This is a genomic window from Simiaoa sp., assembly GCF_051972595.1.
GTDB classification, from domain to species: Bacteria; Bacillota; Clostridia; order Lachnospirales; family Lachnospiraceae; genus Acetatifactor; species Acetatifactor hominis.
This window is the reverse complement of record NZ_JBOKRY010000007.1, coordinates 49,716-62,128: the sequence shown is the minus strand read 5'-3', so window position 1 is coordinate 62,128 and position 12,413 is coordinate 49,716. Positions and strand designations below refer to the sequence as shown.

General features: G+C 47.6%; 13 protein-coding genes. 4 read left to right on the top strand and 9 right to left on the bottom strand.

The genetic code is table 11. The features are described 5' to 3' along the window. Positions 1-27: 27 nt before the first annotated feature. From pepT to ACTRDR_RS04250, 5 genes are all read right to left on the bottom strand, one after another. A complete protein-coding gene (gene pepT, locus ACTRDR_RS04270; RefSeq protein ID WP_440526275.1) occupies positions 28-1,260 on the bottom strand; it encodes a peptidase T in 1,233 nt (410 codons plus the stop codon). Positions 1,261-1,424: 164 nt separating this feature from the next. After that, entirely contained in the window at positions 1,425-2,822 is a 1,398-nt protein-coding gene (locus tag ACTRDR_RS04265; protein WP_176863244.1) for an amino acid carrier protein, read from the bottom strand. A gap of 115 nt (positions 2,823-2,937) precedes the next feature. Then, positions 2,938-3,909: a hypothetical protein gene (locus ACTRDR_RS04260; RefSeq protein ID WP_440526274.1), complete on the bottom strand. Its 972-nt coding sequence runs from the start codon at positions 3,907-3,909 to the stop codon at positions 2,938-2,940. Next, positions 3,906-5,384, bottom strand: coding sequence for an ATP-binding protein (locus ACTRDR_RS04255; protein ID WP_440526273.1), 1,479 nt, complete (start codon positions 5,382-5,384; stop codon positions 3,906-3,908). Before ACTRDR_RS04255 ends, ACTRDR_RS04260 begins: the two co-directional genes overlap by 4 nt. After that, positions 5,368-6,030 (bottom strand): response regulator transcription factor, encoded by a 663-nt coding sequence (locus ACTRDR_RS04250; protein ID WP_440526272.1) that lies wholly within the window; start codon positions 6,028-6,030, stop codon positions 5,368-5,370. Before ACTRDR_RS04250 ends, ACTRDR_RS04255 begins: the two co-directional genes overlap by 17 nt. A 143-nt stretch (positions 6,031-6,173) precedes the next feature. Here ACTRDR_RS04250 and ACTRDR_RS04245 point away from each other — a divergent pair, with 143 nt between their 5' ends. The 3 genes from ACTRDR_RS04245 to ACTRDR_RS04235 are packed head-to-tail and all read left to right on the top strand — an operon-like array spanning position 6,174 to position 7,209. Then, a complete protein-coding gene (locus ACTRDR_RS04245; RefSeq protein ID WP_118546899.1) occupies positions 6,174-6,344 on the top strand; it encodes a spore coat associated protein CotJA in 171 nt (56 codons plus the stop codon). Further along, positions 6,341-6,595 carry a spore coat protein CotJB gene (locus ACTRDR_RS04240; RefSeq protein WP_440526271.1) on the top strand — a complete coding sequence of 85 codons (255 nt, stop codon included), beginning with the start codon at positions 6,341-6,343 and terminating at the stop codon, positions 6,593-6,595. The genes ACTRDR_RS04245 and ACTRDR_RS04240 overlap by 4 nt, the downstream gene beginning before the upstream one ends. Continuing rightward, positions 6,595-7,209 (top strand): manganese catalase family protein, encoded by a 615-nt coding sequence (locus tag ACTRDR_RS04235; protein ID WP_176863254.1) that lies wholly within the window; start codon positions 6,595-6,597, stop codon positions 7,207-7,209. Before ACTRDR_RS04240 ends, ACTRDR_RS04235 begins: the two co-directional genes overlap by 1 nt. Positions 7,210-7,273: 64 nt before the next feature. Here ACTRDR_RS04235 and thrC read toward each other — a convergent pair whose 3' ends face one another. Next, on the bottom strand, positions 7,274-8,761 hold the full coding sequence (gene thrC / locus ACTRDR_RS04230; RefSeq protein WP_440526270.1) for a threonine synthase: 1,488 nt from the start codon (positions 8,759-8,761) through the stop codon (positions 7,274-7,276). Between the two features lie 118 nt (positions 8,762-8,879). Continuing rightward, on the bottom strand, positions 8,880-9,506 hold the full coding sequence (locus ACTRDR_RS04225) for a cell wall hydrolase (protein ID WP_440526269.1): 627 nt from the start codon (positions 9,504-9,506) through the stop codon (positions 8,880-8,882). 112 nt (positions 9,507-9,618) lie between these two features. Between ACTRDR_RS04225 and ACTRDR_RS04220 the strand changes: the two genes are divergently transcribed. Next, a complete protein-coding gene (locus ACTRDR_RS04220) occupies positions 9,619-10,455 on the top strand; it encodes a hypothetical protein (protein WP_440526268.1) in 837 nt (278 codons plus the stop codon). Here the strand turns inward: ACTRDR_RS04220 and ACTRDR_RS04215 are convergent. Together ACTRDR_RS04215 and ACTRDR_RS04210 are read right to left on the bottom strand one after the other, a co-directional pair. After that, positions 10,433-11,554: a GH25 family lysozyme gene (locus ACTRDR_RS04215; protein WP_176863263.1), complete on the bottom strand. Its 1,122-nt coding sequence runs from the start codon at positions 11,552-11,554 to the stop codon at positions 10,433-10,435. The two genes, ACTRDR_RS04220 and ACTRDR_RS04215, sit on opposite strands and share 23 nt — an antisense overlap. A gap of 61 nt (positions 11,555-11,615) precedes the next feature. Next, positions 11,616-12,413 (bottom strand): RnfABCDGE type electron transport complex subunit B, encoded by a 798-nt coding sequence (locus ACTRDR_RS04210; RefSeq protein WP_176863265.1) that lies wholly within the window; start codon positions 12,411-12,413, stop codon positions 11,616-11,618.

The following is a 12,413-nucleotide window of genomic DNA, read 5'->3' as shown; positions in this document are numbered from 1 at the left end:
TATTGCCTTTCTAAACATCGGTATCTATTATCTGTCTGCGTATTTTGCCGCAATGGCGATCAAAAGTCCGGTCGTCTTTTCCATGGACTGTACACAGGCATACTCATATCTTCCGTGATAATTTTCTCCGCCGGTGCACAGGTTCGGGCAGGGCAGCCCCATGAAGGACAGTCTGGCGCCGTCGGTACCGCCGCGGATGGGAGATACCTTGGGTTCGATTCCCAGCTCTTCCATGGCTGCTTTCGCATTGTCGATCAGGTGCATGTGCTGCTCCATGATCTCCCGCATATTATAATAAGAATCTTTCATATCCACTATGGCGGTGCCTTCCCCATACTTCCGGTTCAGGAAATCCGCACAGGACAAAAACAGCTCTTTTTTCTGTTCAAACAGCTGTCTGTTATGATCACGGATAATATAGTCGGCAGTAACCTCCTCCACATTGCCGCTTATGGCATCCAGATGGAAGAAGCCCTCATAGCCTTCGGTATACATTGGATTCTGCTCCACCGGCAGCAGCTTCTGGAACTCCTGTGCGATCAGGATGGCGTTTTTCATTTTGCCCTTGGCGGAACCGGGATGTACACTTCTGCCATAGACATGAAGCTTCGCTCCGGCAGCATTGAAGTTCTCATATTCCAATTCGCCCAATGCGCCACCGTCTACGGTATACGCATAATCCGCTCCGAACAGCTTCACATCAAAATGATCCGCTCCGGCACCGACTTCCTCATCCGGGGTAAAACCAATGCGGATCTTGCCATGCTTTTTCTCCGGATGTTTTAACAAATCTTCCGCCATAGTCATGATCTCGGCAACTCCTGCCTTGTCATCTGCGCCAAGCAGAGTCGTTCCGTCTGTCACGATCAAATCTTTCCCCACATAATTTAACAGCTCCGGGAAATCCGCTGTCTTCATAATGATGTTCTCTGCTGCATTCAGTACGATATCTTTTCCGTCATAATTCTCCACGATCCGGGGCTTCACATTGGTATCCGTCACTGCGGGAGAAGTATCCATATGGGCAATAAATCCAAGCACCGGTGCATTCTCGCAGCCTGCGGATGCCGGAACGGTGGCATAGACATAGCAGTGCTCCCGATCATAAGTGATCTCTGTGGCGCCCATAGTCTCCAGTTCACTGACAAGCAGACCTGCCAGGTCATGCTGCTTCATGGTGCTGGGGGTCGTGGTGCTCTCTTCACTGGACTGGGTATCGATCTTCACATATCGTAAAAAGTTTTCAATCGTCTTAGTCATAATCTCACTCCTAACGTTTCTACACAAATACAACTTATCCGGGCTTGTACTTCTCTCAAATCCGTATAGCCACATCTTATTTATCATATCATGGTGACCGCACCGCTTCAATATTTAATTTCATTTCAGGGGTAATTTCTGGGGGTGATTTCCGGCGTGATCGTTCAGAGCTTATATGATCTTATTTCCCGACAGATTCCCTTCGACAGCATCACTACCGCCAGAAGATTCGGCACTGCCATCAGACCATTACAGATATCCGAAAAATCCCATACCGCTTCCAGCGAACAGACGGCACCTAAAAAAGCCGCTATACCATATCCCACTCGGTACCATCCGGTCCGGTGGCAGCGTCCCATCAGATATTCAAATGCTTTCTCTCCCTGATATTCCCAGGCAATAATGGTAGCAAACGCAAACAATGCAATAGATAGTGTAAGCATCCATTCCCCCACCCTGCCAAAGGTGGAAGAAAATACAGCGATCATAAGCGCAGTTCCGTTCAAAAATTCCCCCTGCGCATCCCTCTGTCCCAGCATGCCGCTGGATGCTATGGCAAGCCCTGTCAGGGAACAGATCACAATGGTATCAATAAAAACTCCCGTCATGCTGATATACCCCTGACGCACCGCATCCGATGTATCTGCGCAAGCCGCACTGATACCGGCTGCTCCAAGTCCCGCTTCGTTGGAAAATACACCACGGGAGACACCATAGCGCATAGCCTGCCTGCCGGAACAGGCAGTGCCGTTACCTATAGAGCATAAGAATCCGATGGTTCCTCCTGCCATAGCCTCCGGGCAGAAAGCCCCCCACAGGATCTGCCAAATTCCTGACGGTAGATTATGTAAATGAGTAAAGATCACCATGCCTGTTCCGAACAGATAAAATACTGCCATACAGGGCACCAGATATTCCGTGACCCTTGCTATTTTATCGATTCCTCCAAGGATTACCAGAATCGTAAGGATACCAAGCACCAGTCCTGTGGCTGTCCTGCCTACTCCAAAAGTCACAGCCAGTGCCTCCGCAATAGAATTCCCCTGCGTCATATTCCCCATGCCAAAGGAGGCAAGTACTGCGAATATTGCAAACAGTACCGCAAGGATCCGCCCCATGCGTCTATACGGAAATGCATTTTGCAGAACATACATGGGACCACCCACCGGTTTCCTTTTGTGATCTCTTACACGATATCTGACGCACAGCGTACTTTCCACCAGTTTGGTCGACAGTCCGATGATCCCGGACAAAAGCATCCAGAACAATGCTCCCGGTCCTCCCAGCACCATGGCAGTAGCCACGCCTACGATATTTCCCGTGCCTATTGTTGCCGCCAGTTCTGTAGTCAGAGCTGAAAAAGAAGAAACCCCTTCCCCATCTGTACCTTTCCAGCTCTTAGAATGGAACACCAGCCCAAGTGCCGCCAACAGATTTCTCAAGGGAAGAAAGCGCAGACTTATCATCAGATAACAGCCACAGCCCAATAATAAAAAAATAAGCCAGGGTCCCCATACGATCCGGTCTGCCTGCTGTAAAAAGCCTTTTACCTCTGTGATCATAAAAAGTCTGTCTCCCTGACTTATTTTTCTAAAATATATTCTTTATTTTTCTATTTTATACGTTGATATCACTGTCCGGCTGCTTTTCCGGATTCCTGTATTTTCCGGAATGTATTTACTTGTTATCCGGCCAAAAACCCGGGATCTTTTCTGCGATCTCCCGAATCCCGAACAGATATCCGATGCCTTTCTCCAGTTGTCTTTCGGAAGCATTGAGCAGTGTTGCGATCAGATGCAGCTTATGCTCTCCGTATTCCAGATCACACGTATACTCACCGTTGTCGTTTCCCATAGTTGTCTGCTCCTTCGCTTCTGTTTCAGCCTCTATTTCAGCCTTTATTTCAGCCTCTTTATCCCACATGATCTGTGCATTGGTATCATAAGGCACCTCTCCTTCTATTTCCATATAGGTCTTGGAATCATAATCATGCAGATAGGACTGCATATAATCGGTGATAAAATAATAAGGGGCATCCGCACCGATATCATCCCAGGTGACCGGTTCTGTCTCATCTGCCAGCACGACCTTCATGGCATAGAGTGTTCCGGTCTCGGAATCCACGACACACTCTATACTGACTCCCGTAACCTCCTCTTCCTTCATGCGCATACAGATGTCATAGGCCATGATCGCAACTCCATCCGACAGCTTTTCATCATACAAAATATATCGTTTGATGGAAATGTTATCTGTATCCATATTTTTGAAAAAATAATCCTCCGGGATCACACCCATATCCTGAAAAGTGTAATTCCATTCCGTATTTAAAATATATTCATCGATCAGACTATATATTTCACCATCCGTTGCAGCTTCATAATCCTGTTCAGAGATATAGTACTGTTTTCCCAAAGCGATACCGTCTGCCAGATTTTGAAGTCTGCGCACGGTGTCTGTCTCATACTCTTCCTTCCAGACAGTATAATCCGTTCCCGTATTCGATATGCTGACTGACCCAGTCAGCCTGTTCTTATCCTGCAATCGTAACAGCCCTTCCGGTCCTGCGAATGCAAATACGATCAGCACAAGCAGTCCGCCCATACATAGCAGGAAATTCCGCCGGTTCTTATTCTCCTGTTTTTTCATATTCCGCCTTTTGCTCCCCTGTTGCTTTTATTTTTTACCACCTGCATTTCCCCGGGAAAATATAACCGCATTACCGTGCCTTCTCCAAGCTTGCTGTCAATCTTCAGTTCCCCCTGGTGCAGGGTGATGATCTTCTGACAGAGGGCCATTCCGATACCGGCTCCGCCCTCCTTGCGGGATCTGGACTTATCCACCATATAAAAAGCCTCCGTGATCCTCGCGATCTCCTCCTGTGGGATCCCCCTGCCGTTGTCTACCACCTTGATCTCATAGCCCTGTGAAAGCTTCCTTCCCTTCATCAGGATAAATCCACCTTCTTCCACAGCCTTTACAGCATTATCCAGCAGATTATATAACAGTGACAAAAGCAGATCCCTGTCACCCAAGATCACCCCTTTTTCCAGATCGATCTTTCCCCGGATCCCTTTGCGTTCAAAGGGGATCCGCATCGTATCCCGGATATTTTCCTCCAGTTCTTTCGTCTGAATCTTCTTGAATTCTAATTCCTGTCTGTCCATTCCCACCAACTCCAGCAATTTGTGAGACAGGCTTTCCAGACGTTTTCCCTGACTGAAAATATAATAGGTGGCTTCGCCCCTCTCCTGTTTCGTCAGTTCATAGGAGTTCAGCATATCCGCGTATCCGATGATGGAAGTTAGCGGTGTCTTGAGTTCATGCGCAAACGCCGCCGTAAAATCTTCCTTCTGTTTTGCTTCCAGCTCTTTTTCCTCCATCTGACGTACCAGTCTGTCCGTCATCCGGTTAAAGCTCCGGGACAGTTCTCCGATCTCATCTGCCCCCTGATAGACAGCCCTCTTCTCAAAATCTCCCCCTGCAATCCTCCCCGCCGTGCGGTTTAACTGCTCTATGGGACGGGTCAGATATCTGGACAGCAAAAAAGCTGCCAGGCCGCCGATCACCATAAGGCCCGCCAGAGCGATACCATATTGCCGCATCATATTGCTCCGTTCTTCATAAATGCCGCTCAGATCCTTCAAAATCCCAAGATATACCATATCTGCCGAATCCGTCGCCTGATCTGTGATAATGCTGAGCAGGTAATAACTCTTTCCTACCTTGCGGACACCGTAGACCTGATCTGCACCGGGAGCAAAAGTCCGGATCATTTCTTCCGCAAGGCTCTTGATCTCATCCTGCGGCAGCTTCAGGCTGCCCTCCAGAGTGATCGTGCCATCCGTTTCAAGGATCATACATTCCGTACCGTTCTGATCCGTCATCCGTTCTGTGGCAGAATTTCCTGCCTGTATCCCTGCAAATTCCGCTCCGTATTTTTCCATGTTCTGATACACCATATCATAAATAGTCTGAAAGAGAAGGTTCTCACGTTTTCCCTGCTCCGTCTCCCGTTCTAACATACGGTTAAAATAAGAAAACAGCATAAAGCTTCCAAACAGCATAAACGCTGCCGTAAGGAGTGCTGTGATGGAAAAAAATAATTTATGCGTGAACTTCATTCAAACGATACCCCACTTTATATACCGCTATAATAATATTTTCCCAATGTAACTTTTTCTTCAGCCGCTGCACATGCAGATCCACAGTCCGGCTCTGTCCCATATATTCGCCACCCCATACAGTCTCGTATATGGTTTCCCGGTACAACGCCCTGTTTTTATTCCTGGCGAATAATAACAGCAGATCGAATTCCTTCGGTGTCAGATAGATTTCCTCCCCGTCCAGAGTCACTCTGTGGGATGCCGTGTCTATGGTGACATTGCACGCCCGGATGACCGTCTCCGTCTTATGATATCTGCGCAGCACCGCCTCCACTCTGGCAAGCAGCTCTACGATCTCAAACGGCTTGGGCAGATAATCATCCGCCCCCATTCGGAGTCCTTTCACCTTATGTTCCGTAGATCCCAGTGCCGTCAGGAAGATCACCGGCAGTTCACAGTCTTTCGCATAATCCATCAGCTCATACCCGTTGATCCCCGGTAGCATAATATCTAACAGTGCGAGATCAAATTTCTCCCGTTCCATAAGATCTGCCGCGCTTTTTCCATCCGGCGCCCAGGTACACAGATACCCTGCCCTTGTCAGATTCATCCGGATCAGATTAGCGATCGGCTCTTCATCTTCTGCAATTAATATCCTGAACATTTCTTCTGCCCCTCATTCTATAAATTCTCATATTACTTTAACTCCTGATTGTATCCATTTTGTATCATCCAAAGCTATGCACTCTTTTCTTCTCTGTTCATACCATATAATAAATGTTTTTACGGAAAGGACAGTTGATCGCTATGAAAGATTATTCTTTCGAGGAACCGTTTGAAAAATATCCTCTCGCCATGGCTTATGTCCCCTGGCAGCATTTTACCCAAATGTATGAAAATCTGGAAAAAGGATACAGGGCCGGTACTATTTTCCCCGAGCTTGACAAACCCTTTACAGGAAGGAGATGCGTCAAATGAACAGCGAAGAAAAAAAACTGTATGATATCGGCATCGCTGATTTCGTCCTGACAGATCTGATGCTGTATCTGGACACCCACCCTTCGGACCAAAAAGCCATGGAATACTTCAATCACTACGCACGGATCAAAACACAGATGGAGCGGGAATTTGCAAGAGATCATTACCCACTGCGCAAGGATCTCGCCGAAAGTAACAGGGACTGGCGCTGGGGCAGTGCCCCTCTCCCCTGGGAAGGAGGCTGTAACTGATGTGGAACTATGAAAAAAGACTGCAATTTCCGGTAAATATCAAAGAGCCCAACGCGAAGCTGGCGCAGGTCATCATCTCCCAGTACGGCGGACCGGACGGTGAAATGGGCGCCAGCATGCGTTACCTGTCCCAACGTTATTCGATGCCTTATAAGGAAGTTGCCGGACTGCTGACTGATATTGGAACTGAAGAACTGGGGCATCTTGAAATGGTAGCCACCATCGTCCACCAGCTGACCCGTAACCTCTCCATGGAAGAGATTGAGAAAAGCGGTTTCGCCAACTATTATGTGGACCATACCATCGGTGTCTGGCCTCAGGCAGCGGGCGGTGTTCCCTTTAATGCCTGTGAATTTCAGGTAAAGGGAGATATCATCACTGATCTGCACGAGGATATGGCTGCGGAGCAGAAAGCCCGCTCCACCTATGACAACATCTTACGTCTGATCAAGGATCCGGATATCTGCGAACCCATCAAATTCCTGCGGGCCCGCGAAGTCGTCCATTACCAGCGCTTCGGAGAAGCCCTCCGTATCACACAGGACCACCTGAATTCAAAGAACTTCTATGCCTTTAACCCCGGTTTTGACCGCTGTGAATCCTGTGGCAATTAACCCTTCCACAAAAAGAGAATCCCTCACACAAAGAGGGATTCTCTGATCATGATCTTATTCCACATTAAATACCAAGAAAACTTTTTACGGTATCCTTCATTTTATCCACATCACACTGCGTATCATGAAGTATAGGTGCGGTACGGATCTCTTCGATAGCTCCGGGTACCTTCACCTTAGCAATTTTGGATAATTCATCCACCAGTTCAAAATCCCCCATTACATCATATTTGGTATCGATCGCATCCATGACGCTTCTGGTAAATTTGAAGGGGCTTGCAGTAGAAGCAATGACGGTGGTCTTATGATCCCCGGTCTCTGCCACATATTTTCCGTATACTGCGGAAGCTACTGCGGTATGGGGATCGATCACATAGCCGCATTTCTCATACAGACGGCGGATTTCTGCTGCTGTCTCTGCCTCACTTGCGAAGTTACCATAGAAGTCAGCCAGCTGTGCCTTCATTTCTTCGGTGATCTCGTATTTGCCGTTGCCGGTCAGCGCACTCATCAGCTCCCGGTTTTTATCCGCATCATTGCCTGCGATACGGTAAATCAGACGCTCTAAGTTGCTGGAGATCAGAATATCCATGGAGGGAGATGTCGTCAGTACGAACTCTCTGTTGCGGTCATAGGTTCCGGTACGGAAGAAATCATACAGTACCTTATTGTCATTGGAAGCACAGATCAGCTTATCAATAGGAAGCCCCATATTCTTCGCATAAAATGCTGCCAGAATGTTACCGAAGTTACCGGTGGGAACTACAACATTGATCTTCTCACCCTCTGCGATCTTACCATCTTTACATAACTGAGCATAAGCATACACATAATAGCAGATCTGAGGTACCAGACGTCCGATGTTGATAGAGTTGGCCGAGGAGAACTGGAAGCCCTTCTCATCCATCTCTTTTGCCAGCTCCTTATCGGAGAAGATCTTCTTCACGCCGGTCTGGGCATCGTCAAAATTGCCGTGAATACCTACTACGAAGGTATTAGCGCCCTTCTGGGTCACCATCTGCTTCTCCTGGATCGGGCTGACACCGTTCTTCGGATAAAATACAATGATACGAGTGCCTTTTACATCTGCAAAGCCTGCCAGGGCTGCCTTACCGGTATCGCCGGAGGTAGCGGTCAGAATCACGATCTCGTTCTTAATATTGTTCTTACGGGCAGAAGTGATCATCAGATGAGGTAAAATGGAAAGTGCCATATCCTTAAAAGCAATGGTGGATCCATGGAACAATTCCAGATAATACGCATCGTCTGCCTTCACAAGCGGAGCAATTTTTTCTGTATCAAACTTGGAATCATAAGCACTGTTAATACAGTTCTTCAGTTCTTCTTCCGTGAAATCCGTCAGGAATAATTTCATAACCTCATATGCAACCTGCTGATAAGTCATTCCAGCAAGCTCCTTAAGGCTCTTGTCCAATGTAGGAATATGATCCGGTACAAACAATCCTCCGTCATCGGATAATCCCTTCAGGATCGCCTGTGATGCGGTTACCGGTGCGCTGTTGCTGCGTGTACTGCGATAAATTACTTCCATTTCCTCTCCTCCGTATCTATATGTATCTATGGATGATGATCCACTTGTAATTTCGTAAAAGTATAGCATATTTTAGGTACTGTTGCAAGGTGAATTGATAAAGTATCCCTGTATTGTATTACTCTTTAAAAAACTCGTGCCCTCCGTAACGGAACAATAACGTAAGTTTTTCATCAAACCACCGCATTCTGTCATCCTCCGCGTATTTTCTGGCTGCAAAATACAGTGCTCCGTCAGATATGTCTTCGCCTTTCAAAGCCCGTCCCACTGCTTTTACCGTCTCTTCACTGACTTCTGCACAGGCATAGCTCCCGTCATAAGCCGGAGAGAATTGTGCTACTCCATTCTCCCGCTGGAACACGATCTCTGTAATGCTATCCGGGAATTTGGGAGAATTCAATCGGTTCAGTATCACATTTGCCACCAAAAGCTTCCCCTCCTCATCCTCACATCCCGCTTCCGCCTCTACAATTCGAAGCAATACCTCCAGCTCCTTTTCTGTCAGCTGATACTTGCTGTTTCTCTGCAATTCATTGCAATCCACTACTCTCTGTCCGGAGGAGGTTCTGGAAGCGATCCCCATAACCATGCTCTCTCTGTCTGCCAACAGTCTCTCCTCTGCCTGTGTCTGACGGACCGCCTGCTGCATTTTCTGTCCGATGTCCTCCATTCTGCACAGGCTTAAGACTCCCAGCAAAAACAACAGATTTATCGTCAGTAGTCCGCTCAAAGCTTTTTTATACATCGCTGAAAACTGACCCTTTCTCATTTTCTTATTTGGACTCTAACTTCATTCTATGCAGCTCGTCCGAAAAATATATCTGTTGTTCTTCCGGGAAAAATGTTAGTATAAGAATATGAGTGAAAAAAACAGTGAAAAAGATCAAGTATATAAAGGAGTGTTCCGTGCCGTCAAAAAAGACGGGACGGTCTATTATCGTGCCTCTTTGACCCGGCATGGGAAACATATCAGTCTCGGCAGCTACCCTGTGGCAGAGGATGCCCATAAGGCTTACGAAGAAGGGCTCCGTCTGCTTTCAGACTTTTCCACCTCTCTTAAGTTCTATGAGCCTGCCTCCCCTCTTCCTTTTGAGAAGTGGGTCTGCCTTCTTAATTTACGGGACAATGGGATCTACCTGGGGAATCCCATCTATATGGGACAGCAGCTGTTTTACTATTATCTGTCTCCCCATCATGTATTAAAGTTCGATCTGGAGGATCTGTTCTATTATTCCTCCCACAAGATCATGCGCCGGGGCAACCATTACTTTGTGGCGGATTATGGAATGCAGATCACTCTGACCTCACGCTACGGGATCAAAAGTTATGCTGTTCCCGGCACAGACTACTGTTTCCGCAACGGTGATCCGACGGATTTTCGGAGAGAAAATTTAGAGATCCATAATATCTATCACGGTGTCCGCAAAACCGCAGCAAAAAACGGACAGTACATTTATACTGTCCGCATTCATATTCGCGGTAATTATCTGGTGGGACGCTATGCTACCGAGACAGAAGCCGCTATCGCCTATAATAAAGCCATCGACATTCTGCGAAGCAAAGGTGTCACAAATAATTTTTCATATAATTACGTGGAAGAAATCGCTCCCAGCCGCTATGCCGAGATTTATTCTGCCCTCACCATAGCGCCGGGGATTTTGAATTATCCGACTATTTCTCCGAATAATCAATAAAGCTGATATTCATATTGGCATAGCCCGCGATACCGTCAATTGCCACATCGCCTGCATACTGCCACATGGTAAAACGGTACGGATAATCCGGGATATCTGTAAACTGTGACAGCCATACATCGTACGCCGACAGCTTGGACAGGTCGATTTCCTTTATCAGCCATTCCTTGTCTCCATAGAGCAGTGGCTTATATCCCGCTGCAGCTATCGTGTCCAGAAAAGCCTTCGTGATCTTCGTCTTATCCGCCCTGTTTACGCTCTCGATTCTCGCCGTGTCATTCTCCACAAAGCTCATATCAAACGCCACAGGATAAGTAACCTTGTAGTCTTTGATATTCTCCAGGACCACTTTTGCTTCCTCTATCGCTTCTTCCTCTGTGATTGCCTGGGAAGTAAAATATACGCCGATCCGAAGTCCTGCATCGGTGGCTCTCTTGATGTTATCCGTAAAATAATCATCCAGCACGATCTGTCCGCTGCCGTAACCTCTGGCACCCACCCGGAGCATCACAAAATCCACACCGGCTTTTTTCAGTTTCAGAAAATCTACATAATCCTGATATTTGGAAATATCCACTCCTACATAGGAAGTTAATTTTCCGTCCTGATAGTATTTCATCAGATCCGACTGGCACACCAGTTTGGTAAAATCATATTCATGCTTCGGAAGATACGGACTGATCAGCACCCATTCTTCCTTGCCGTCCCGGTTGGTCACCAGGGTGTGTTTCCCGTCCGTGGAAGGATCTGCTTCCACCGTCTCCTTTTTCCCATCCTGTGCGGAAGGATCTGCAGAAGGCATGGGTGTAGCCGTCGCTTCCGGAAACTTGTCCCAGAAGTCCAGATCCGAGGGAGATAACGTGCTTCCGGTGATCAGGTCCTGCGTATCCGGGTATTTATCTGTCTGATTACTTCCCGTCAGAGAAGTATTCTCCGTCTGTGCAGCCGAAGTATTCTGTTGGTGGGATGTGGGTCTCCTGTTTATGATCAATACCACACAAAGAATCACCGCCACGAAGATTGTGACAGCTACAATGGCACTGATCACCGTAGGTGTCAGCCCACCTCCGTGATCTTCATAATCGTCCGGAAGACGCATACCTTTTCTCCTCTTGTACTTTTTATTATGATGTCGGAGGTAAAAGTCCCCGACTTTGATGCTATGCCTTTACGATACATTTCTTCGGGCACTTCTCCATGCAGGCACCACAACCTACGCATTTCTCCGGGTCAATGACCGCATGGAAGTTCTCTACTTTCACAGCATCATGCTGACAGTTCTTCACGCAGATACCGCAGCCCACACAGCCTGTTGTACAGGCTTTCATGGTAACGGGACCTTTGTCTGTGGAACTACATGCCACCTGCACGGTATTGGAATATGGTCTTAAACTGATCAGATGCTTGGGACATACTTCCACGCATTTTCCGCAGGCTTTACATTTTTCCTTATCTACTACCGCCACACCGTTCTCTACATGAATGGCATCAAACGGACATACCTGCACACAGGTTCCATATCCCAGGCAGCCACTGTTGCAGGACTTCGGACCACCACCGGGGACAAAGCTCATCATACGGCAGTCCTTGATGCCGTAATAATCATAATCCGTCTTCGTCCGGTCGCAGTCTCCCTGGCAGTGAACATACGCCACCTTACGTTCGGAAGCTCCAGCCTCCACTCCCATGATCGCAGCAATTTTTTTGCCGACTTCTTCTCCTCCTACCGGACAGGTATTGACCGCAGCCTCTCCTTTTGCAATGGCAGCTGCCAGTCCGGAACATCCGGCAAATCCACAGCCACCGCAGTTATTACCGGGAAGGGCGGCAAGCACCGCCTCCTCCTTCTCATCTACTTCTACTTTGAATTTAATACCGGCCACGCCGAGGAACAGTCCCACAAAGATGCCGACGATTCCGACACATGCCGCAGCAATCAGAATTCCTGTTATACTCAT

What these genes read in the sequence shown, in the direction of transcription:
- pepT (WP_440526275.1), bottom strand. Translation starts at nt 1,260, where the DNA reads ATGACTAAGACGATTGAAAACTTTTTACGATATGTGAAGATCGATACC.
- ACTRDR_RS04265 (WP_176863244.1), bottom strand. Translation starts at nt 2,822, where the DNA reads ATGATCACAGAGGTAAAAGGCTTTTTACAGCAGGCAGACCGGATCGTA.
- ACTRDR_RS04260 (WP_440526274.1), bottom strand. Translation starts at nt 3,909, where the DNA reads ATGAAAAAACAGGAGAATAAGAACCGGCGGAATTTCCTGCTATGTATG.
- ACTRDR_RS04255 (WP_440526273.1), bottom strand. Translation starts at nt 5,384, where the DNA reads ATGAAGTTCACGCATAAATTATTTTTTTCCATCACAGCACTCCTTACG.
- ACTRDR_RS04250 (WP_440526272.1), bottom strand. Translation starts at nt 6,030, where the DNA reads ATGTTCAGGATATTAATTGCAGAAGATGAAGAGCCGATCGCTAATCTG.
- ACTRDR_RS04245 (WP_118546899.1), top strand. Translation starts at nt 6,174, where the DNA reads ATGAAAGATTATTCTTTCGAGGAACCGTTTGAAAAATATCCTCTCGCC.
- ACTRDR_RS04240 (WP_440526271.1), top strand. Translation starts at nt 6,341, where the DNA reads ATGAACAGCGAAGAAAAAAAACTGTATGATATCGGCATCGCTGATTTC.
- ACTRDR_RS04235 (WP_176863254.1), top strand. Translation starts at nt 6,595, where the DNA reads ATGTGGAACTATGAAAAAAGACTGCAATTTCCGGTAAATATCAAAGAG.
- thrC (WP_440526270.1), bottom strand. Translation starts at nt 8,761, where the DNA reads ATGGAAGTAATTTATCGCAGTACACGCAGCAACAGCGCACCGGTAACC.
- ACTRDR_RS04225 (WP_440526269.1), bottom strand. Translation starts at nt 9,506, where the DNA reads ATGTATAAAAAAGCTTTGAGCGGACTACTGACGATAAATCTGTTGTTT.
- ACTRDR_RS04220 (WP_440526268.1), top strand. Translation starts at nt 9,619, where the DNA reads ATGAGTGAAAAAAACAGTGAAAAAGATCAAGTATATAAAGGAGTGTTC.
- ACTRDR_RS04215 (WP_176863263.1), bottom strand. Translation starts at nt 11,554, where the DNA reads ATGCGTCTTCCGGACGATTATGAAGATCACGGAGGTGGGCTGACACCT.
- ACTRDR_RS04210 (WP_176863265.1), bottom strand. Translation starts at nt 12,413, where the DNA reads ATGAGTATAACAGGAATTCTGATTGCTGCGGCATGTGTCGGAATCGTC.